At 63.1% G+C, this 21,504-nt stretch carries 22 protein-coding genes and 2 tRNA genes; 18 read left to right on the top strand and 6 right to left on the bottom strand.

Annotation, left to right across the window (positions count from 1 at the left end; translation table 11 throughout):
• The first annotated feature begins 136 nt into the window (after window positions 1-136).
• Window positions 137-694, top strand: coding sequence for a pentapeptide repeat-containing protein (locus F1735_RS14020; RefSeq protein ID WP_167237506.1), 558 nt, complete (start codon window positions 137-139; stop codon window positions 692-694).
• A gap of 83 nt (window positions 695-777) precedes the next feature.
• On the top strand, window positions 778-978 hold the full coding sequence (locus tag F1735_RS14015; RefSeq protein WP_167237505.1) for a hypothetical protein: 201 nt from the start codon (window positions 778-780) through the stop codon (window positions 976-978).
• 160 nt (window positions 979-1,138) lie between these two features.
• Here the strand turns inward: F1735_RS14015 and F1735_RS14010 are convergent, their stop codons facing one another.
• The 3 genes from F1735_RS14010 to F1735_RS14000 form a co-directional block, all read right to left on the bottom strand.
• Window positions 1,139-2,800 (bottom strand): hypothetical protein, encoded by a 1,662-nt coding sequence (locus F1735_RS14010; protein WP_167237504.1) that lies wholly within the window; start codon window positions 2,798-2,800, stop codon window positions 1,139-1,141.
• A 75-nt stretch (window positions 2,801-2,875) separates the two neighbouring features.
• Complete coding sequence (locus tag F1735_RS14005) at window positions 2,876-3,259, bottom strand: VOC family protein (protein ID WP_167237503.1); 384 nt, start codon at window positions 3,257-3,259, stop codon at window positions 2,876-2,878.
• Window positions 3,256-4,395 (bottom strand): GNAT family N-acetyltransferase, encoded by a 1,140-nt coding sequence (locus F1735_RS14000; RefSeq protein WP_167237502.1) that lies wholly within the window; start codon window positions 4,393-4,395, stop codon window positions 3,256-3,258. The genes F1735_RS14005 and F1735_RS14000 overlap by 4 nt, the downstream gene beginning before the upstream one ends.
• A gap of 139 nt (window positions 4,396-4,534) precedes the next feature.
• On the opposite strand from F1735_RS14000, the gene F1735_RS13995 reads away from it, so the two are divergent.
• From F1735_RS13995 to F1735_RS13985, 3 genes are all read left to right on the top strand, one after another.
• A complete protein-coding gene (locus F1735_RS13995) occupies window positions 4,535-6,604 on the top strand; it encodes an NAD(+) synthase (protein WP_167237501.1) in 2,070 nt (689 codons plus the stop codon).
• An 89-nt stretch (window positions 6,605-6,693) separates the two neighbouring features.
• Window positions 6,694-7,032, top strand: coding sequence for a P-II family nitrogen regulator (locus F1735_RS13990; RefSeq protein ID WP_166882158.1), 339 nt, complete (start codon window positions 6,694-6,696; stop codon window positions 7,030-7,032).
• A gap of 433 nt (window positions 7,033-7,465) precedes the next feature.
• On the top strand, window positions 7,466-7,909 hold the full coding sequence (locus F1735_RS13985) for a hypothetical protein (protein WP_167237500.1): 444 nt from the start codon (window positions 7,466-7,468) through the stop codon (window positions 7,907-7,909).
• A 265-nt stretch (window positions 7,910-8,174) separates the two neighbouring features.
• Here the strand turns inward: F1735_RS13985 and F1735_RS13980 are convergent, their stop codons facing one another.
• From F1735_RS13980 to trxB, 3 genes are all read right to left on the bottom strand, one after another.
• A complete protein-coding gene (locus F1735_RS13980) occupies window positions 8,175-8,783 on the bottom strand; it encodes a trimeric intracellular cation channel family protein (protein WP_166886062.1) in 609 nt (202 codons plus the stop codon).
• A gap of 108 nt (window positions 8,784-8,891) precedes the next feature.
• Window positions 8,892-9,557 carry a Smr/MutS family protein gene (locus F1735_RS13975; RefSeq protein ID WP_167224589.1) on the bottom strand — a complete coding sequence of 222 codons (666 nt, stop codon included), beginning with the start codon at window positions 9,555-9,557 and terminating at the stop codon, window positions 8,892-8,894.
• A gap of 16 nt (window positions 9,558-9,573) precedes the next feature.
• Entirely contained in the window at window positions 9,574-10,530 is a 957-nt protein-coding gene (trxB, locus tag F1735_RS13970; protein ID WP_167237499.1) for a thioredoxin-disulfide reductase, read from the bottom strand.
• 217 nt (window positions 10,531-10,747) lie between these two features.
• On the opposite strand from trxB, the gene F1735_RS13965 reads away from it, so the two are divergent.
• The 13 genes from F1735_RS13965 to F1735_RS13905 all read left to right on the top strand — a co-directional run bounded on the left by F1735_RS13965 (window position 10,748) and on the right by F1735_RS13905 (window position 21,498).
• Window positions 10,748-13,186, top strand: coding sequence for a DNA translocase FtsK (locus F1735_RS13965; RefSeq protein WP_167237498.1), 2,439 nt, complete (start codon window positions 10,748-10,750; stop codon window positions 13,184-13,186).
• A gap of 215 nt (window positions 13,187-13,401) precedes the next feature.
• Window positions 13,402-14,034, top strand: a complete 633-nt coding sequence (lolA, locus tag F1735_RS13960; RefSeq protein WP_167237497.1) for an outer membrane lipoprotein chaperone LolA — start codon at window positions 13,402-13,404, stop codon at window positions 14,032-14,034.
• Entirely contained in the window at window positions 14,031-14,264 is a 234-nt protein-coding gene (locus tag F1735_RS13955; protein WP_167237534.1) for a zinc ribbon domain-containing protein, read from the top strand. The genes lolA and F1735_RS13955 overlap by 4 nt, the downstream gene beginning before the upstream one ends.
• 30 nt (window positions 14,265-14,294) lie before the next feature.
• Window positions 14,295-14,657 (top strand): DUF6463 family protein, encoded by a 363-nt coding sequence (locus tag F1735_RS13950; RefSeq protein ID WP_267876665.1) that lies wholly within the window; start codon window positions 14,295-14,297, stop codon window positions 14,655-14,657.
• A 101-nt stretch (window positions 14,658-14,758) separates the two neighbouring features.
• Window positions 14,759-16,060 (top strand): replication-associated recombination protein A, encoded by a 1,302-nt coding sequence (locus F1735_RS13945; protein WP_166882150.1) that lies wholly within the window; start codon window positions 14,759-14,761, stop codon window positions 16,058-16,060.
• A 170-nt stretch (window positions 16,061-16,230) separates the two neighbouring features.
• Window positions 16,231-16,431: a hypothetical protein gene (locus F1735_RS13940; protein ID WP_167237495.1), complete on the top strand. Its 201-nt coding sequence runs from the start codon at window positions 16,231-16,233 to the stop codon at window positions 16,429-16,431.
• Window positions 16,432-16,536: 105 nt separating this feature from the next.
• Complete coding sequence (locus tag F1735_RS13935; protein ID WP_167237494.1) at window positions 16,537-17,241, top strand: DUF3053 family protein; 705 nt, start codon at window positions 16,537-16,539, stop codon at window positions 17,239-17,241.
• A 286-nt stretch (window positions 17,242-17,527) separates the two neighbouring features.
• Window positions 17,528-18,817: a serine--tRNA ligase gene (gene serS / locus F1735_RS13930; RefSeq protein ID WP_167237493.1), complete on the top strand. Its 1,290-nt coding sequence runs from the start codon at window positions 17,528-17,530 to the stop codon at window positions 18,815-18,817.
• A 65-nt stretch (window positions 18,818-18,882) separates the two neighbouring features.
• A tRNA-Ser gene (locus F1735_RS13925) sits at window positions 18,883-18,972 on the top strand.
• Window positions 18,973-19,023: 51 nt separating this feature from the next.
• Window positions 19,024-19,113 (top strand) — tRNA-Ser (locus F1735_RS13920).
• A 138-nt stretch (window positions 19,114-19,251) separates the two neighbouring features.
• Window positions 19,252-19,881 carry a hypothetical protein gene (locus tag F1735_RS13915; protein ID WP_167237492.1) on the top strand — a complete coding sequence of 210 codons (630 nt, stop codon included), beginning with the start codon at window positions 19,252-19,254 and terminating at the stop codon, window positions 19,879-19,881.
• 131 nt (window positions 19,882-20,012) lie between these two features.
• Complete coding sequence (locus F1735_RS13910; protein WP_167237491.1) at window positions 20,013-20,456, top strand: lysozyme inhibitor LprI family protein; 444 nt, start codon at window positions 20,013-20,015, stop codon at window positions 20,454-20,456.
• Between the two features lie 58 nt (window positions 20,457-20,514).
• A complete protein-coding gene (locus tag F1735_RS13905; protein WP_167237490.1) occupies window positions 20,515-21,498 on the top strand; it encodes an RNA ligase (ATP) in 984 nt (327 codons plus the stop codon).
• Window positions 21,499-21,504 lie beyond the last annotated feature (6 nt).

The following is a 21,504-nucleotide window of genomic DNA, read 5'->3' as shown; positions in this document are numbered from 1 at the left end:
GTGACTTTTTTTGCTGATTCGATCTGCTACCGGGCGCGCCGCATGGTTATACTTTCGCATCGACCCTGCGTACAGGCTAGGTCGCGCCGCTGCCTCGACCTGCCGGAAACGGGGCGCATCACACGGTACTCTGACATTGTTTGAACTGCAAGATTCATGGGGAAAGCTTGTTGACGTGGAGTTTGCTGACATGGATGAAGAAGTAGGTCAGATATTGAAAGCGCTGAGGAGCGGCGAGACGCTCGTTGCGCCTGGTGTCGTGATGGTTGACGTCGACGTTGCCGCCGTGTGCTTTAAGGGCTCGCATTTTCCCGACCTGGTAGCGTCCGGCGTGCGCTTCGAGGACTGCGATTTCACCGGCGCCTCGCTGGAGGGATTGGATGTGAGTAACGGTGAGGTGCGCAACTGTGTGTTCCATTCCGCCAATTTGGTAAAGGCGCAGTTTTCTCACTGCCTTTTTGCACGCGTTGACTTCGCCGGATGCCATCTCGACCGGGCCGAGTTCACCGACGTGGCAATGACGGCGGTGTCATTTGCGCAAGCGAGTCTGGTCGGGGCAACGTTTGACAACTGCGATTTGCGCGGTGTCGACCTTGGCCGGGCTGAACTGAGGGAGACGTACTTTTTTGGCTGTCAGATCGATGCGCGCGTGGCGGCCTTGGCCGGCGTGATAGTGAAAGAAGGGCTGGCCTGAGCGACTTGCACGGGGACGCGGGTGCGCCGTCGTCCCTGTTCTGGAAGCAATCCGTCAGCATCACGTATAAGGAAGGCAATGCCATGAAGCTTGAATTGATGCAATACACCTGCAGCACTGGCGCCCATCAATTTGTTGCGCCGGAAATAGTGAGTGGCAGCTACGGCGATTTCCTCTTTCGCAGCGAGGCAAGCAAGGAAATGAGATTTCTGAACGGCATCGAGGATGCCACCTACAAGACGCAGGGTGGCGCAGCGGCGCCTTGCTGTGTTGCCCGCCGCTAGCAGTACACGCACTGCGTCACGGCGTGCGCCTTGCAAGGCATCCGCTTCTGTTCGCTATAAATCACAATCATGTCTGCACACTTACTTAGCCCGGTCAGGAAACTGAAGCGACATCGTTCCGCCGCGCAGACTTCTGTGGATGCACTGTCGCTTCGTCGTTTTACCGCAATGGCGCCGATCCGTCGCCAGGCGTGCCGAGCGCCTCGGCGGCGTCCACCCGGGTGACAGCGGCGACCGGCGCCACCGGCTTGGCCTTGGGTGGCTGCATCTCGGGCCTGCCGTTCTGGGCCGCAAACGGACCGGTATTGACGTTGTAGGCGGCGATGGCGGCGGCAATGGCCGGGTCGCGCGCGGCCAGCTGGGCCTGGTCGGGCGCCGGCACAGGCGGCGCCTGCGCGGTGAGGTTCCGGTCCGCGTCCTGGGGCGCGCTTGCGGACTGCGCCGTCGTAGCTGTCCGCACGGCATCCGCCGGCCGCGCAAATCGGTCCGGCGCGATTGGGGCGGTGAGGGCTGGATCGAGCGGGTCCGCGCGCAGCTGGGCCGTGGTCCTGTCGGCGTTGAGCTGGCCGGCCCGGCTGGCGTCGCGCCGGGCGATGTCGTCGGCCAGCGCGGCGCGCACGGCGTCGCTGGCGCCGGCGATTTTCTCGTCGAGCTCGCGTGCTGCCGCGCGCTCCGCCTGCAACTGTTGCGCAAGGACGCTTGCCTGTTGGGCGACGCCGACAGCGTTGCTGGCCGTAATGTCGGGTCTGGCGAGGACGGGCGCGGCCGCCGTGGCGGCTGATTGGACCGTGTCCTGGTTCATCAACGGTGACGCAAGCGGTGAGGCAAGCGGCGGCGCTGCCGCTGCGCCTGGCAACGTTGGCGACACGGACACGGGCGCTGCGCCCTGGCGTGCTTCGGCCTGGACGGCGCTGCCGGCGATTGCCTGCGGCTCGGGTGCGTCCGCCGGCGCGGCCACGCGCGCTCCCGGAGGCGGCGCCTCGGTTTGCGGCGAGGCAATCAGGTTCGGCTGCACGGGGACACCGTTGTCGTCGACAAAGTCGGCCACGGCAACAGGCGCGTCCTCGTCATTGCGCAAGGTCTCGTTCACCAGGTTCTGGAGGAACATATTGTCCGTATAGCTGGCCGGCTGCGCAGTCAGATAACCTGGCGCGGCGGCAATTTCTTGGGGTGCAGCGCCGGGAATCGGCAAGGCGGCGCCGAACACGCTGTCGTCATCAAGGAAGGAGAGCTTGGCGACCTGCGCCTGGATTTGCGTGCCGACCACGCCCACGAAGGCATTGGCGGCGCGTTCCAGCAGCGCCGAGGTGGCGACCGGGTCGCGACCGAAGGCCTCTTCCAGCACCGCGTCGTCCAGCGTCAGCTTGCCGGCAGCGCTGCCGGTCGCCGGCGTAAAGGCCAGGCCGATGGCGGCCAGGCTGGCTTGGGCATCGTCCGGCGTACCGCCAAGCTGCTGGAAAAATTGCGATTGCAGCGATTGGCCATCGAGGGTGCCGGTCGGCAGGCCGTTGCTGTCGACCGCAGCGCTCTGGAGTTCGTCGAAAGCGCCGGCCACGGCCGCCGCCGCGACGGTGGCGTCGGCAAAGGCCTTCGAGGCATCGGCGTTGGCAAGGACCGAGGTGTGCAGTTCCAGCGTCTTTTTCCGGAACAGGGAGGCCAGCGACAGGAAGCGTCCCGAGCTCGACAGGTCCACCGTGGTCGGCGCGACGCCAAGGAAACTCAGGTTCTGGGCCTGCTCGGCGGCGACGGTACGGCTGGTCGCGATGGGGGTGACAAGGCCGGCGCCGCGTGCAGCGGGCGCCGTAATCTGGGAGATGTCCATGCTGAACCTTCCGTGTCCGAAGTTGCTACACGGTCGATTATGGCCCCTATTTGCCGATGGCACCGCTATATTGATTTACTCGTGACAGCAGACGCACAGCTTGTTGCCATCCAGATCACGGAAATAGGCGCTGTAGTAGCTGGCGTGGTACTCGGGACGCAGGCCGGGCGCGCCTTCGCAGATGGCGCCGCGGGCGAGGGCGGTGGCGTGGGCGCTGTCGACCGCCGCGCGCGAGGGCGCCAGCAGGGCCGTCATCTGGCCGTTGCCGGCCTCGTGCCGGCCGGCCAACGGGGCGCCGATCAGGAACAGCGGGCGCGGGTGGCCGGGCTGCATCCAGCCGGCCCAGGGCCTGGCCGGATCGCTGAACTTGAGCGCCAGGCCCAGTTGCGGCATCAGCGCCGCGTAGAAGTCGAGCGCGCGCGCAAAGTCGCCGACGCCAATGAACACGTGCGAGATCATGCGGGGTCCTTGAACGGGTTGCGGTCGTTCAGTTCATCGATGTAGTCGTCGATGCCGCCGCTTTCGCGCTCCAGGAAGCGCTCGATCGCGTCCGAAAACGCCGGGTGTGCCAGCCAATGCGCCGACCAGGTGCGGGTCGGCAGGAAGCCGCGCGCCATTTTGTGCTCGCCCTGGGCGCCGCCTTCGAACACGGCGATGCCTTGCTCGATGCAAAATTCGAGCGGCTGGTAGTAGGCCGTCTCGAAGTGCAGGCAGTGTACGTGTTCGAGTTCGCCCCAGTAGCGGCCGAACAGGGTGTCGGCGCTGTGGATCACCAGCGAGGCGGCGATCGGCCGGCCTTCGCGTTCGGCGATCACCAGCAAAATATTGTCCGGCATGCTGCGCCCGATGCGCTGGAAAAAATCCAGGTTCAGGTAAGGCGAGGAGCGGTGCGCCGCGTAGGTGCGCTGGTAGCAGCGGTTGAACAGGCGCCAGTCCATATCCGTCGCATCGGCCCCGCGCACGCGGCGCATGGTCACGCCGGCGTCGCGCACCTTGCGCCGTTCGGCGCGGATGTTCTTGCGCTTCTTTTGCTCCAGCGTGGCCAGGAACGCATCGAAGTCCGTGTAGCCGGCGTTGAGCCAGTGGAACTGCACGCCGCTGCGCAGCACGAAGCCGGCCGCCTCCAATTGCTTTACCTGGTCTTCCGGCGGGTACAGGATGTGGGTCGAGGAGACCTCGGACGCGTTTTGGGTGGCCACCAGCGCGGCCAGCAGCGCGCCACGGGCGTCGGCGTCGCGCGCCAGCAGGCGCGGCCCGGTCACCGGCGTGAACGGAATCGCCGACAGCAGCTTCGGATAGTAATCGACGCCGTTGCGCTGGTAAGCGTCGGCCCAGGCCCAGTCGAACACATATTCGCCATACGAATGCATCTTGACGTACAGCGGCATGGCGGCGACCAGCTCGGCGCCGTCGTACAGCGTCAGGAACTGGGGCTGCCAGCCGGTGTCCGCGCAGGCGCTGCCCGATTCGTGCAAGGCGTCGAGGAAGGCGAAGGAGAGGAAGGGATTGGCGGCGGCCTGGGAGGACGCCAGGGCGTCCCAGGCGCTCTGGCCGATCTCGGAAAGAGAGGATACGATATGCGTGCGATAATTCATTCTTGTCGAATCGGCTATTCCATTATTTTGGCGGGCGACGCCGGCTGTGGCTCGGGTCGGTCCATTGCATTCTACGCAAAAAGACACGAAGCGTTCGGATGCCCTGCCGCGCGCGCCGCCACCCTACGAAAGACACTGCATGCAGAACGACTTCTTCAACCTCTATTCGCACGGTTTCGCCCGGGTCGCGGTGGCCACGCCACGCTGCAAGATCGCCGATCCTGTCTTCAACGCGGCCCAGACCATCGCACTGGCCGAAGCGGCGGCGCGCCAGGGTGCGGCGCTGGTGGCGTTTCCCGAGCTGGGCTTGTCGGCCTACAGCTGCGAGGACCTGTTTCACCAGGGGGCGCTGCTCGACGCCTGCGAAGCGAGCCTGCGCACGGTCGTCGATGCGAGCGCGCAGCTGCCGCTGGCGCTGGTGGTCGGGCTGCCGCTGCGGGTCGGGCATCAACTGTTCAACTGCGGCGTGGTGGTCGCGGGCGGGAAGATCCTCGGCGCGGTCCCGAAAAGCTATCTGCCGAACTACGGCGAGTTTTACGAGGCGCGCCAGTTCAGCCCCGCCGACAGCGCGCCGTGCGGCCAGGTCGAGCTGCTGGGTCAAAGCGTGCCGTTCGGCGCCGGCCTGCTGTTCGAGGTCGAGGGCATCGCGCTGCTGCGCTTTCATGTGGAGATCTGCGAGGATGTGTGGGTGCCGATTCCGCCATCGTCGTTTGCCGCGCTGGCCGGGGCCACGGTGCTGGTCAACCTGTCGGCGTCGAACGTGTTGGTGGGTAAAAGCGGCTACCGGCACCAGCTGGTGTCGCAGCAGTCGGCGCGCTGCCTGGCGGCGTACCTGTACACCTCGGCCGGCAACGGCGAATCGTCGACCGACATGGCGTGGGACGGCCAGACCCTGATCTACGAAAAAGGCGACTTGCTGGCCGAGGCCGAGCGCTTCCAGGACGACTCGCACATCATTTACGGCGATGTGGACCTTGAGCGCCTCTCGCGCGAGCGCATGCACACCACCACGTTCGCGCAGCAGGTGCGGCACCATGCGCAGCAGGTGGCGGCGTTCCGGGTGGTGCGTTTTGCGCTGCCGGGCGCGCCGGGCGGCGGCAAGACGCTGGCGCTGGAGCGCGCGCTCGAGCGCTTTCCGTACGTGCCCTCGGACCCGCAACGGCGCGACGAGCGCTGCACCGAGGTGTATCACATCCAGGTGCAGGCGCTGGTGCAGCGGCTGTCGCAGAGCGGCATGCAGAAGGTCGTCATTGGCGTGTCGGGCGGGCTCGATTCGACCCACGCGCTGCTGGTCTGCGCCAAGGCGATGGACCACCTGAAGCTGCCGCGCACGCATATCCTCGCCTACACGATGCCGGGTTTTGCCACCAGCGAGCGCACCCTGCGCCAGGCGCGCGCGCTGATGCAGGCGGTCGGCTGCGAGGCGCACGAAATCGACATCCGTCCGAGCTGCATCCAGATGCTCAAGGATTTGGGCCATCCGTATGCGGCAGGGCAGGAGACTTACGACATCACGTTCGAAAACGTGCAGGCCGGCGAGCGCACCAGCCATCTGTTCCGGCTGGCGAACTTCCATAACGGGATCGTGATCGGCACGGGCGACCTGAGCGAGCTGGCGCTGGGCTGGTGTACCTACGGCGTGGGCGACCATATGTCGCACTACAACGTGAACGCCAGCGTGCCCAAGACCTTGATCAGCCATTTGGTGCGCTGGGTGGCCGAGTCGGGCGTGATCGGTCGCGGCGGCTCGGACGTGCTGCTGCAGGTGCTGGCGACCGAAATCAGCCCCGAACTGGTGCCGGGCAAGGCGGGCGAAGACAAGCCGGCGCAGAGCACGGAAAGTTCGATCGGACCGTACGAGCTGCAGGATTTCAATCTGTACTACATCCTGCGCTACGGCTTTGCGCCGTCGAAGGTGGCGTTCCTGGCGTGGTCGGCCTGGAAGGACCGCGAGCAGGGCGCCTGGCCCGATGCGCTGCACGCCAGCCGCAATCAATATGCGCTGGCAGACATCAAGAAGCACCTGAGTACGTTTGTATACCGTTTCTTCAAGATCAGCCAGTTCAAGCGCTCGTGCGTGCCCAACGGGCCGAAGGTCGGCAATGGCGGATCGCTCTCGCCGCGCGGCGACTGGCGCGCCCCGAGCGACGCCGAGGCGGTCGTGTGGCAAGCCGACCTGGCCAGGATTCCGGATGAAGTCGGGAAATAGCACAGTCGGTCGTTTACAATAGCGGCAACAGCGGGGATCTCGAACCCCAGTAATTCCATCGCGTGACGAGCAACTATTTAGGAGTAGCCATGAAACAAATTACTTGTGTGATCAAACCGTTCAAGCTGGACGAAGTGCGCGAAGCGCTGGCCGACGTGAATGTGACGGGACTGACGGTCACCGAAGTCAAGGGTTTCGGCCGCCAGAAGGGCCACACCGAGCTCTATCGTGGCGCCGAGTACGTGGTCGATTTCCTGCCGAAGGTCAAGATTGAAGTGGTGGTGGACGACGCCATGGCCGACCAGGTGGTGGATGCCATCATCAAGGCGGCGCGTACCGGCAAGATCGGCGACGGCAAGATTTTCGTGCAGGATGTGGAGCAGGTGATCCGTATTCGCACCGGCGAAACGGGTCCGGAAGCAGTTTAAGGCTGCTCAGAAATCAATTTCCTCACCGGGGTCAGAGGGCGCTGCACCGATGTCGACTACGTCGTTGATGTGCCGTAACGCGTCGGCCAGCATGCGGCATCACTCGTGCATCGGCGCACGCCACGGCTCTGGAAAGAGATGTTTGCCGGCAATCCGCCACGGTCCGACCTCCATGACGCCGGTCGGCGATGTGCTCCCCCCCCTTGCTTGATCGCTTACTGACAGTCTGCCGAAGCAGGTCGCCAGCTGCTCGGCACCGGCGCGAACCCGCGCGTTGGCGCTGCGCATGCAGCACGCATTGACCTCGGTGCCAGCGCGAGTGTATGCTGCGGCGATTGCATCTAATGCATTTAATGCATGAAATGCACAGAGAGACCTGTATCATTAAATAAGGCTAAGCATGACAATTTTCTCAAGTCCCTCTGGGATCAGAGTGCAAACTTCAATCGAGAGGAACCCAATTCCGGGGTCCGAAAGCCGCATTAGCTATGTCGGAGTGGATGGTGCCGCTGCCCTCTACCATGGGTACCTCGACTATAAGCTCAATGAAAATGCCCTGGAAATTCACACCATGACCGCTTTGCCGCACGGATCGGGCTTGGGGTCCCTATTGCTCTATCTTGCTGCGCTGGAGGCGGTGATGAACTGCCTCGGCCGTATCGAGGCATTCAATGTTGCCGCAACCGCCAGAGGCTTCTATCTTGGAGCCGGCATGCATCCCAGCCGCTCCTCACGTGAGAATATTGAAAAGATGGACCTCCAGAGGGATGAATTTCATATCAAGTTCCGCCTTGCGCGCAACGCGGGAACGTGGGATGGGATGGCGCGCCACGTGAAGGACAACGCATTCAAATCGATTGAAACCCGCTGGACTTGAGGCGCGCCTGCTGCGGACCAAGGACCGTCTGGCAGCGCGTGCGCGTCGTCAAACTGGTGCCGGCCGGTCAATCGCAGTCCTCTTTCGTCGACACCCGCTAAGTCAGTGCGCATCAATTCTTGTCATGTCCAGCTTCCGGCAGCGGGCGCCTTGCAAGGCATCCGCTTCTGTCGGCTATTACCATCACTTTTAGCGCAGCGCTTGAAAGCGTCATCACAAGCGCCAGCCGCGCTGACCCGGCCAGGAACTATGTGAACGGGAAGTTCTACGAGCGCCCCATGCGCATGTCGAATTTCCACGTCAGCAGGCGCAGCCCGCTGATCACCGTGGCGCTCGACCACAAGGCCAGGTCGGGATCGGCCCCGAATTTTTTCATTATCAGATACATCCAGCTGCCGATAAACGCGCAAATGGCGTAAGGTTTGCCATCGCGGAATACCATCGGCACCTCATTACACACAATATCGCGCAGCACGCCGCCGAAAATCCCGGTAATCACGCCCATCATCGAGGCGATGAAAATCGGCATGTGCGCTTCCAGCGCCGAGGCCACCCCGGCAATCGAGAACAATCCCAGCCCCACCGCATCGGCCACCACGATCAACCGTTCCGACACGATCTGGCGCAAGGTGCGGATCAGCGGCGCGGCCATCAGCGCCAGGACGAAAATGAGGATCGCGTATTCCTGGTGCGTGACCCAGAACAGCGGCCGCCGGTCGAGCAGGATGTCGCGCAGGGTGCCGCCGCCGAACGCGGTGATGAAGGCCACGGTGAATACGCCGACCAGATCCATGCGCTTGCGCCGCGCTTCAATGAAGCCGGAGAAAGCGCCGACCAGGATCGCCATGATTTCGATGAGCGTAATGAGGGTCATGCGGTGCACTGTACTGTGGCGAATATTGCTAGCCTAACATGCGCCCGGCATGATGGACAGCGCAAGAGGTGCGCCCGGCAAGATACCGGGCGCATACGGGCTATCGAATCAGGTGCCGATGGCCGACTTGAGCAGGACAATCAGGGCGCCGTGACTGCGCCCGTCCACATTCGCCGCGCAGAAGGCAATCACTTCATCCTTCTGTTCCAGCCAGCTGTGTACCATCGAGCGCAGCACCGGTTCGCCGCCGGCCGAGCCGAGGCCCTTGCCGTGGATCACGCACACGCAGCGCAGCTTGCGCCGGCCGGCATTGTGCAGGAACTCGCCGATGGCGTCGCGCGCGGCATCGCGGCGCAGGCCGTGCAGGTCGAGCTCGTCCTGTACCGGCCAGTAGCCCTTGCGCAGCTTGCGCACCACGTCGGTGCCGATCCCGGCGCGCGAAAAACTCAGGCTGGGATCGTCTTCGAGCAGGTGGTCGACCTCGAACTGGTCCGAGAGCGACTCGCGCAGCACCGCCGCATCGTCCTCGGCCTGGCTGCCGAACACCTTGGCCGGCTTGACCTTGAGCTTGATGCCGGGCGGGGCGTTGGGCACGAAGCGGTTCGACTCGGGCAGCTTCTTGACGCCGCCGATGGCGCTGTTGAACAGGTTGGCTTCTTGCGCGGCCACCCGTTCGCGTTCTTCGCGCTCGGCTTTTTCGCGCGCGCGCGCTTCGTCCTTGCCCTTGAGCTGTTCGCGCAAGGATTTCAGATCGGAAAAATCTTTCATCGGCATTGTTTTCGTTACCTAATTAATCGTTCAGGCTTTCCAGGTAGCGCTGGGCATCGAGCGCCGCCATGCAGCCGGTGCCGGAGCTGGTGATTGCCTGGCGGTAGATGTGATCCTGCACGTCGCCGGCGGCAAACACGCCCGGGATGTTGGTCGCTGTGGCCATGCCTTCAAGACCGGTGCGGGTCTTGATGTAGCCGTTGTGCATGTCGAGCTGGCCTTCGAAGATCGAGGTGTTCGGCTTGTGGCCGATCGCCACGAACAGGCCATGCACCGACAGGGGCGTGATCGCGCCGTCGACGGTCGACTTGATGTGTACGCCGGTTACGCCGCTGTCGTTGCCGACCACTTCTTCCAGGGTGTGGTTGTACTTGATCACGATCTTGCCTTCGGCCGCCTTGGCATTCAAGCGGTCGATCAGGATCGGTTCGGCGCGGAACTTGTCGCGGCGGTGGATGATCGTGACCTTGTTGGCGATGTTCGACAGGTACAGCGCTTCTTCGACCGCGGTGTTGCCGCCGCCCACGACCGCAACTTCCTGGTTGCGGTAGAAGAAACCGTCGCAGGTGGCGCAGGCCGACACGCCCTTGCCCATGAACGCGGTTTCGGACTCCAGGCCCAGGTACTGGGCCGAGGCGCCGGTGGCGATGATCAGCGCGTCGCAGGTGTACTCATGGCTGTCGCCGATCAAACGCATCGGCTTTTCATTCAACTTTGTCGTGTGAATGTGGTCGAACACGATGTCGGTGTTAAAGCGCTCCGCGTGTTGCAGCAGGCGCTGCATGAGGTCCGGGCCTTGCACGCCCATCGGATCGCCGGGCCAGTTTTCGACGTCGGTGGTGGTCATCAGCTGGCCGCCTTGTTCCACGCCGGTGACGAGCATCGGCTGCAGGTTGGCGCGCGCGGCATAAACGGCCGCGCTGTAGCCGGCTGGGCCGGAGCCGAGAATCAGAACTTTGGCGTGTTTGGTAGTGGTCATGGGGCGGGCTTTAATCGAAATGTGTATGAAGAGAAACTGGGGTCGATTGCGGTCAGATCAAGTGGCGCGGAAATTCAATTGCGCACCCTCGATTATAGTCCATGATGCGCCCTAGCATGAATCATGGGCCCGATGCCCTCTGGATGGCTTAGAATGAGCGCATCGCCAACATCGTCCTATATGTCGCATCATTGCGGCAGCACTGTAAGTAACAAGAATGCCTAAGACAAGCCAATCTCCCAACGCCAGTTACACCCGAAAGCCCGTCACCCGGCAGCCCTTGCCGAACCGCGTGGTGCGCCTGCTGTCCGAGGCGCGCTGGATCGCGCTGGCTGTGGTGTTCCTGTATTTCGTCATGATCCTGCTCACCTATAACAAAGGCGATCCGGGCTGGTCGCACGAGGTGCAGGTATCGCAGGTGAGCAACCTGGGCGGGCGCGCGGGCGCCTACCTGGCCGATCTGCTGCTGTTCATTTTCGGCTTTTCGGCCTGGTGGTGGTGCATCTGTTTCCTGCGCATCCTCTGGAAAGGCTATCGCTCGCTGAATCAAAAGTTTGTGCTGGAAACGGAAGAAGATCCCGAGCACCAGCAGGAAGCGACCATCCGCTGGATCGGCTTCGCGCTCTTGTTTGCCGGCAGCCTGGGGCTGGAGTTTTTACGCATGTGGTCGCTGTCGGTGCAATTGCCGCGCGCGCCGGGCGGGGTGCTGGGCCAGTTGATCGGCCACGCGGCCCATTCGGCGTTCGGATTCACCGGCGCGACCTTGCTGCTGCTGTTGCTGTTCGGACTGGGCTTCAGCCTGTTCTTCCACGTCTCGTGGATGGGCGTGGCCGAGCGCATCGGCGGCGCGATCGAAAACGCCATCGACTGGTTCCGCCTGCGCTACCAGGACCGCGAAGACCGCAAGCAGGGCGAAGTGGCGGCCGTCAAGCGCGATGAAGTGGTGGTCCACGAGCGCGCCAAGCATGGGGTGGCGCCGCCGGTGCGGATCGAGCCGCAGGTGATGGAAGTGGTCCAGTCCGAACGCGCGCTGAAAGAAAAGCAGCTCGACAAGCCGGTGGAGCAACTGGCGCCACGCCCGCTCGCCGGCAAGGTCGAGAGCAAGCCCGAGATCAAGATCGAGAAGCCGGCCGAACGGCAGGCTCCGCTGTTCCGAGACCTGCCGGGCGATTCGTCGCTGCCGCCGCTGTCCCTGCTCGACGACGCGCCGGAAGTGCAGGAAACCGTGTCGGTGGAAACGCTGGAATTCACCAGCCGCCTGATCGAAAAGAAACTGTCCGACTTCGGCGTCGATGCCAAGGTGGTGGCGGCGTATCCGGGTCCGGTGGTGACGCGCTACGAAATCGAACCGGCCACGGGCGTGAAGGGTAGCCAGATCGTCGGCCTGGCGCGCGACCTGGCGCGCTCGCTGTCGCTGACTTCGATCCGGGTGGTGGAAACCATTCCCGGCAAAAATTTCATGGCGCTGGAGTTGCCTAATCCGAAGCGCCAGATCGTGCGCCTGACCGAAATCGTCGGCTCCAAGGTCTATAACGACAGCACTTCGCAATTGACCGTGGCGCTGGGCAAGGATATTGCCGGCAAGGCCGTCATTGCCGACCTGGCCAAGATGCCGCACTTGCTGGTGGCCGGCACCACCGGTTCGGGTAAATCGGTGGGGATCAACGCGACCATCCTGTCGCTGCTGTACAAGTCCGACCCGGCCGACGTGCGCATGATCCTGATCGATCCGAAGATGCTGGAAATGTCGGTGTACGAAGGCATTCCGCACTTGCTGGCGCCCGTGGTGACCGATATGCGCCAGGCCGGCCATGCGCTGAACTGGGCGGTGAACGAGATGGAACGCCGCTACAAGCTCATGAGCAAGCTCGGCGTGCGTAACCTGGCCGGCTACAACGCCAAGATCGCCGAGGCGGCCAAGCGCGAGGAACATATTCCGAATCCGTTCAGCATCACGCCCGATTCGCCGGAACCGCTGGAAAAACTGCCGACCATCGTCATCATCATCGACGAGCTGGCCGACCTGATGATGGTCGTCGGCAAAAAGGTCGAGGAATTGATTGCCCGTATCGCGCAAAAGGCCCGTGCGGCCGGCTTGCACCTGATCCTGGCGACGCAGCGGCCGTCGGTCGACGTGATTACCGGCCTGATCAAGGCAAATATTCCGACCCGGATTGCGTTCCAGGTCTCGTCCAAGATCGACTCGCGCACCATTCTCGACCAGATGGGCGCGGAAGCGCTGCTGGGCATGGGCGACATGCTGTACATGCCGCCAGGCACCGGTTTGCCGGTGCGGGTACACGGCGCGTTTGTGTCCGACGAGGAAGTACACCGGGTGGTGGCCCACCTCAAGCTGTCGGGCGCGCCGAACTATATTGAAGGCATTCTCGAAGGCGGCACGCTCGAAGGCGAGGGCGGCGCGGAAGGTGGCGCGTCGGGCGAGGCCGGCGGCGAGGCCGATCCGATGTACGACCAGGCGGTGCAGGTGGTGCTCAAGAACCGGCGCGCCTCGATCTCGCTGGTGCAGCGTCACTTGCGCATCGGCTACAACCGCGCAGCACGTTTGCTGGAGCAGATGGAGAATAGCGGGGTGGTGTCGCCGATGCAGTCGAATGGCAACCGCGATATCCTGGTGCCGGCGGCCAGCGCGGAGTGAGGGATTGCCCGTCGCGCATACGGGGCAATTGGGACACGTTTGGCCATTGGCCTGTGCTCCGTCGCCCCCGCCTCCGCGGGGGCGACGCGCCGGTGGCACGGGACGATGCATAGTCTGCCAACGCGAGGGCCGCTGTCCACCAATACATCCGCTTAACCGTTACAAGAACAAGGGTGCCCGATACTGAGCGCGCCCGTCATTACATAAGGATACGAATGCGATTTTCATTCAACAAAACCAGCGCCATCCTGGCCCTGAGCCTGGCTTGTGCCGGCATGGCCCACGCCACCGCCCTCGACCAATTCAAGTCCTTTGTCGCCGGCACCAAAGCCGCGCGCGGCGAGTTCACCCAGCGCCAGGTCAAAAAGGCCGACGCCGGCAAAGTGGCGGCGCCATCGTCCGGCACCTTCGTGTTCGCCCGTCCCGGCAAGTTCATCTGGACCTACGTCAAACCCTACGAGCAACTGTTGCAGGCCGACGGCGAGCAACTGTATATCTACGATAAAGACCTGAACCAGGTCACCACCAAAAAACTCGGCGACGCGCTCGGTTCTTCGCCGGCCGCCATCTTGTTCGGCAGTAACGACCTGGAAAAGAACTTCACCCTCTCCGAAGCCGGCACGCGCGACGGCCTGGAGTGGCTCAACGCCGCGCCCAAGGGCAAGGATTCGCAATTCGAACAGATCAGCATCGGCCTGCGCAACGGTACGCCCGAAGCGATGGAACTGCGCGACGCCTTCGGCCAGACGTCGGTGCTCGCGTTCAAGAAATTCGAGAAAAACCCGCCCTTGACGGCAAGCCAGTTCAAATTCGTCATTCCCAAAGGGGCCGACGTCGTCAATAACTGATCCCTCGTTGCGCGTGGAGCTCACTTGAATTCAAGAAGCATCGGTACCGGTGCGTCGATTGTGGCTACGAAAATCACGCCGATGTGGTCGGCGCGATGAATGTTTTAGTGCGAGGACATCGCGTCTTAGCCTGTGGAGAGTCGGCGCAGTCAGGCCGCTCGATGAAGCAGGAACCCACCGAAGCGACCCGTAGATCATCACGCGGCGCCGTAGGAATCCCTTTCCTTTAGGGAGGCGAGGATGTCAAAGGCGTTGCACTACTGCATACGGCGTTTGCGTTTGTCGTCATGGGGCCGTACATGCTGGAAATGCTGCGTGGCGGCCTGTTCAACACAGTCAAGGGCATGACCTTGGCCGCGACCACCTGGTTCTTCCTGTTCGGCCTCTCGCTGGCGCTGATGGCGGTGCCGCTGCACGCGCTCGAAAAAGCCGGGGTGGCGCTGCCCAAGTCGTTCGGCTGGGGCTTGCTCGGGCTGGCCGCGCTGGGGGTGCTGCTGATGCCGGACTCGGGTTTCTGGCTGGTTTTCCCGCCCGCGTTCGCCATTTTGCTGCGCAAGGCCGAGGTGGACATGGCTGGCGGCGCCGGGCACAACATCGTCACCGGGCCGGGCGTGCCAAGATAATCGCATCGGAGGGGAACTGTCGCGCGGCGCGCGGGTCTTATCTTGAACGCCGATTCGCGCCATGCGCTAGACTACGCGCTTCCTATTGATGAAGACTTCGCATGGACGATTTGTTCAAGACCGAACCCGCAGCGCCCCTCGCCGAAGCGCTGCGTCCGGCAACGATTGACGAGGTCATCGGCCAAAGCCATTTGCTGGGCGAGGGCAAGCCCTTGCGCCTGGTATTTAGGTCGGGCAAGCCGCATTCGATGATCCTGTGGGGGCCGCCCGGGGTCGGCAAGACCACCCTGGCGCGCCTGACGGCCAATGCCTTCGGCTGCGAATTCATCGCCTTGTCGGCCGTGCTGTCGGGCGTGAAGGATATCCGCGCCGCCATCGAACAGGCCGAGCACCACCTGGCGACCGGCAAGCACACGATTTTGTTCATCGACGAAATCCACCGCTTCAACAAGTCGCAGCAGGATGCCTTGCTGCCTTTTGTCGAGTCCGGCCTGGTGACCTTGATCGGCGCCACCACCGAAAACCCTTCGTTCGAGGTCAATTCGGCGCTGCTCTCGCGCGCCCAGGTGTACGTGCTCAAGGCCCTGACCGACGCCGAGCTGTTGCAGTTGCTCAAGCGCGCCCAGGACAAGGTGCTGGGCCACCTGACGTTCGACGAGGTCGCCATCGCCACCCTGATCGGTTACGCCGATGGCGACGCGCGCCGCTTCCTCAACCTGCTCGAACAAACCAAGACCTCGGCCGCCACCTCGGGCCTGACGCACATCACCGGCGAATTCGTCGACAACGCGCTGACCCTCAATTCGCGCCGCTTCGACAAGGGCGGCGACAATTTCTACGACCAGATTTCGGCGCTGCATAAATCGGTGCGCGGCTCGCATCCGGACGCGGCGCTGTACTGGCTGTGCCGCATGCTCGACGGCGGCGCCGATCCGCAATACCTGCTGCGCCGCATCGTGCGCATGGCGTGGGAAGACATCGGCATCGCCGACCCGCGCGCGATCCAGATCGCCAACGACGCCGCCGCCACCTACGAACGGCTCGGCTCGCCCGAAGGCGAACTGGCGCTCGGCCAGGCCGTCATCTACCTGGCCATCGCGGCCAAGAGCAATGCCGGCTACAACGCCTACAACCGGGCGGTGGCGTTCGTCAAAAAGGACAAGTCGCGCGAGGTGCCGGTCCACCTGCGCAATGCGCCTACCAAGCTGATGAAGGAGCTCGGCTACGGCCACGAGTATCGCTACGCGCATGACGAACCGAACGCCTACGCGGCCGGCGAGACCTACCTGCCCGACGGCATGGTCGAGCCGCGCTGGTACGAGCCGGTCCCGCGCGGCATCGAGGCCAAGATCGCCGAAAAACTGGCCTGGCTGCGCGGACTGGACGCCGACGCCGGCGACTAGGACGCGCACAGCCTGCAACGGCGGGCGTTCTTGCGCACCGAACACAGCTCGTCGCGGGCTTGCGCATCCTGTCCCGGCATTCCGGCGCTTCATCGCAAGGCGCTGGAAGGGTGGCGGGCGAGTGGATAAAGTAACACCATACCAACTCGCCCCACCCACTGGAGAAGATCATGAAAGTCCGTAAAAACCTCGAAGCCGTTTTCCTCGCTGCAACCGTCATGGTCACGTTTGCCGCTTACGCCACCGCCGATGTGCCGGTGCGCGCCACCGCCGCGCCGGCCCATGCCGCCGCCGTCGCCGACAGCAAGATGACGGTCGTGGTGGTCAGCGCCAAGCGCCTGAGCGCCGCCGAAAAAGCCGCGCAACAGTAAGCAGTGAGCAGTAAGCACGCGGCTGGCGTCAACTTATTGCTGCCATATTTGCATTTTTACACTATGATAAAAGGCTTATCATAGGAGTCATTAATGCAAACAGTCATGAAATTTTCGCAACGTTCCCTGTTGTGGATGCTGGGCGGCCTGCTTGCCCTCGGCATCGCCGGGTGCAGTTCCGAACCCAAGGAGCGCGCGGCGTTCATCGCCTTCCTGCAAACGCGCATTATCGACAAGCCCGGCGTGCATGTGCCCAGGCTGACCCCGGAAGAAGAAAAATCGTTCGGCGCCTACAGCAAGCATTTTGCCGTGATCAGCGATTACAACAAGACGATCGATACCAAGGTCGAGCAGCCCTTGCGCAACGTCACCGGCATGCGCATGCCGCGCACCATCGCCGACCTGCCGGCCTGGCGCGAGAATATGCTTACCTTGCGCAAGACCAGCGTGCAAGTGCGTAACACGATCGATACCGAACAGGCCGCCGCCGGCGTCAAGCGCGTCGCCCTCAAGCAGCCCGACGACCTGCGCATGGTCTTCGACAAGGCCTATGGCCGTATCGTCTCGGATCCGGGCAATGGCGTCAAGGACATGCTGACGGCGCTCGAAAGCATGATCGACAGCGCGGAAAAACTGACGGCTTTCATGGATGCCCATAAAGCACAGATCAGGCTCAACGGCGCCATGGCCGAGGTCGACGATCAAAAAGTGCTCGATGAAATGAATGTGCTCATGAAGGACATGAACGCCGGCAACGCGAAGGTGGCACAGGCGCAACGCAAGCTCAACGCATTGGTCTCCGGCCACTAAGGCCGGGAGAGCCGCCGCGATGCAGGCCCGGCAAGGTGCCATTGTTCAGGGAATCGGTTAAACTGTTCATTGAACAACCGGCCAGTGCGCGTTGTGCAGGCACGGGCCTGCCGCCCGGCTGCCTCATCAAGTGCATCGCCTTGATTTGAGCGTTGTGAAACCGGCTTCCTCACGAAGCTTTTATTTTGCTTGAACCGTGCGCGGGACCATCCGCACGCGCGGTTCTCAGGGCGACGCGATTCCGGCGACGGGTCCTTCCGCCCTCCACATACCGGCACTTCCGACAATGATAGACATTCAACTTCTCCGTAAAGATATCGACAACGTCGCCGCCCGCCTGGCGACCCGCAAGTTCCAGCTCGACGTGGCCGGCTTCACCGCCCTCGAAGCCGAACGCAAGGCGATTCAAACGCGTACCGAAGAGCTGCAAAGCAAGCGCAACGCGCTGGCGAAACAGATCGGCATGCTCAAGGGCAAAGGCGAAGACACGTCGGCCGTGATGGCCGACGCCGCCGGCCTGGGCGACCAGCTCAAGGCCGACGAAAGCGCGCTGATCGACGTGCAAGCCAGGCTGGCCGTGTTCATGGAAGCGGTGCCGAACCTGCCGCACGCCTCCGTGCCCACCGGGGACGATGAAAGCGGCAATGTCGAAGTGCGCAAGGTCGGCGCCCCGCCGGTATTCGACTTCGAGGTGCGCGACCACGTCGACGTCGGCAGCGCGCTCGGGCTCGACCTGGTGACGGCCGTCAAACTGACCGGCTCGCGCTTCTCGGTGATGAAGGGCGGCATCGCGCGCCTGCACCGCGCGCTGGCCCAGTACATGCTCGACACCCACACCGGCGAGCATGGCTACACCGAATGCTATACCCCGTACCTGGTCAACGCCGATTCGCTGCGCGGCACCGGCCAGTTGCCCAAGTTCGAAGCCGACCTGTTCTCGGTCAAAAAGGGCGGCGCGGAAGGCGAGGGCGAGACCTTCTACCTGATTCCCACCTCGGAAGTATCGCTGACCAACACCGTGCGCGACGAAATCGTCGCCATCGACAGCTTGCCGATCAAGATGACCGCACACACGCCGTGCTTCCGCTCGGAAGCGGGCAGTGCCGGGCGCGACACGCGCGGCATGATCCGCCAGCACCAGTTCGACAAAGTGGAATTGGTGCAGGTGGTCCATCCCGACACCTCGTACGACGTGCTCGAAGAGATGGTCGGGCACGCCGAAGCCATCCTGAAAGGGCTGGGCCTGCCGTACCGCGTGATGTCGCTGTGTAGCGGCGACATGGGTTTCGGTGCGACCAAGACCTATGACCTGGAAGTGTGGCTGCCGGCGCAGAACACCTACCGCGAGATTTCGTCGCTGTCGAACTGCGAAGCGTTCCAGGCGCGCCGCATGCAGGCACGTTTCCGCAACGCGGCCGGCAAGCCGGAACTGCTGCACACGCTCAACGGTTCCGGCCTGGCCGTGGGGCGCACCCTGGTGGCGGTGCTGGAAAACTACCAGCAGGCCGATGGCAGCGTGCTCGTGCCGGAAGTGCTGCGTCCGTACATGGGTGGCCTGGCCGCGTTGACGCCCTGAAAATAGCGCTTCCCTTTTTTTGGGAGGGGGGCTATAATTTTGCCTTCTCGCAGCAATGTGAGAAAGGAGAGGTGGCAGAGTGGTCGAATGTACTTGACTCGAAATCAAGCGATGGGGCGACCCATCCGTGGGTTCGAATCCCACCCTCTCCGCCAGGAATAAAGAAGGAATCCCCTACTGCCAGGGGATTTTTTTTGAAGTAAGCAGGAGAGGTGGCAGAGTGGTCGAATGTACTTGACTCGAAATCAAGCGATGGGGCGACCCATCCGTGGGTTCGAATCCCACCCTCTCCGCCAGTATCAGGAAAAACAGCTCCCCAAGGGGAGCTTTTTTTTCGTCCGTTTAACCCCGTTTGCGTACCCGATCCGTTTCACGATGCAGCCGATGACACATTGTCCAGTCGGCTCCCTCCATCTCACGAAACGGATCTCCCCATGAAGCATCCCAACAAGCACACCATCCCGCTGCAGCGTATCGACATCGCCGCGCCTTGCACGGCCTCATGGGATGACATGCGAGGCGACGAACGCGTGCGTCACTGCAACGACTGCAACAAGAACGTTTTCAATCTCTCGGCCATGCCCGAGGCCGACGCCACCCGGCTGCTGGCGGACAACCATCAAGGCGATCTGTGCGTCCGGTTTTACCAGCGCCAGGACGGCACGGTGATGACCAGCGATTGCGGCGACAGCCAGCGCGCCACGGTGCGCCAGGCGTGGCGGGGCCTGCCGCACATGGCCGGCGCCGCCGCGCTGGCCCTGTCCGCCGCCGGCGCCGCCTTCGCCGCCGCCCCAGCCCCCGCTACGGCGGCCGCCGCAACGCCGGCCGCCGAGCCGCCGGCGATGCGGGTGACCATGGGCGCGCCGCCGGCAACCCGCCCGTCACGCGAGCCGGAGGCGTCCGCCAGCGAGGCCATCGGGCAAAAAGACGCTGCCGGGCCACATCGCGAACTCACGGGCAAGGTGGCAGCGGCGTACGATCGGGCTGAGCCGGCAGGCAAGGGTGCGCAGCGCAAGCATGGCGTCCATTGGGAAGGTGCTCCCCCGGTCCAGCCGGCGAAGTAAGGTTTGCGCCGCCCTGTGAGTTTTCATGGACGGGGCATTACGCTTGTCTCAGGAAGTCCGGCCAAGGCTGGCCGGATCACTACTATGCTCCTTTGATAACATTTCCGGAGCCGACACCTGCGATGAAAACCATGCTGCTGTTGCTAGCGCTGCTGAGCGCCACGCCGGCCCGTGCGGAAGCGCCGATGAATCAATGGCTGGTGGCCGCGGTCGCGAAAGAAATGGGGAAAACCCCCTCCCAGATCAGGAAAAGCGTCACTGAAAACAATTGCGCAGGGCGGCTCGGCGCGACGGAAGAGTGCCTGTCGGTCAAACTGGCCGCGCGCGAAATCCAGATGCGCACGCAATATGCGCGTGCGCAAAAGCGTCTGCCCGAGGCGCGCGACCGCGACAAGCTGGCCAGGACGCAGCAGGCGTGGATTATCTTTCGGGGCGCCAGTTGCGAGTACGAAGCGACGAGCACGGCAGAGGCCCGTTCCTACGGCGTGGAAGAACGTGCGTGCCAGTCGTCGATGACCGAAGCGCGCATCAAGACCTTGCGCGCATATGCGGAATGCGGCAACGCCGACTGCTGATCCGGCAGCGTTGTATACTTGCGCAAGTGAATCATAATGAAACAGTCAGGAGTAGTACATGCGTAAATTAGCCACCGTTCGCAAGGTCATCGATATCGCGCCGATTCCGGGCGCCGATGCGATCGAATGCGTCACGGTCGACGGCTGGAAGGTCGTATCGAAGAAGGGTGAATTCCAGGTCGGCTGCAACGCCCTGTATCTCGAAGTCGATTCCTGGGTGCCGGAAACGCTCGCGCCTTTCCTGTGCAAGGACAAGCGCGAGTTCAATGGCGTGTCCGGCGCGCGCTTGCGCACCGTTAAACTGCGCGGACAGATCAGCCAGGGCCTGCTGCTGCCCGTGCCGGACGGCGCGGGCGAGGGCGACGACCTCAGCGAGATGCTCGGCATTCAAAAGTACGAGCCGCCGATTCCGGCCGATCTGCAGGGGATCGTGAAAGGGCCGTTCCCGTCGTTCGTGCGCAAGACCAATCAGGAGCGCATCCAGAATCTCGTGGCCGAGCTCGAAGAATGGGTGGACGCCGGACTGGAGTGGGAAGTGACCGAAAAGCTCGACGGCTCCAGCCTGACCGCCTATCTTTTCCAGGGCGAATTTGGCGTTTGCAGCCGCAATCTCGATTTGCTTGAAACCGAAAACAATTCCTATTGGAAGCTCGCACGCGAGAACAAGCTGGAAGCGTTGCTGCGCGCAAGCGGGCGCAACCTGGCCGTGCAAGGTGAGCTGATCGGGCCTAACGTCCAGGGCAATCCTTACGGGGTCGGCGCGCCGCAACTGCATGTGTTCGACGTCTACGACATCGACCGCGGCGGCTACCTGACGTCGGCCGAACGCATGGCCTTCCTCGACGGCACCGGCATCTTGCATTGCCCCGTGCTGGGAACGCACAACCTGGCCGGCGCGAGCGTTGCATCGCTGTTGGCCAGCGCCGAAGGCAAGAGTGTGCTCAAGGCCGGCACCGAGCGTGAAGGGTTCGTTTTCAAGTGCCTGAGCGCGGATGTCAGCTTCAAGGCCATCAGCAACAAGTTTTTGCTTGGCGAAAAATAACATGAA

This window comes from Massilia genomosp. 1 (assembly GCF_011682185.1).
Lineage (GTDB): Bacteria > Pseudomonadota > Gammaproteobacteria > Burkholderiales > Burkholderiaceae_D > Telluria_A > Telluria_A rubra.
Note: the sequence above shows the minus strand (reverse complement) of the source record. Positions and strands in the feature narration are given on the sequence as shown.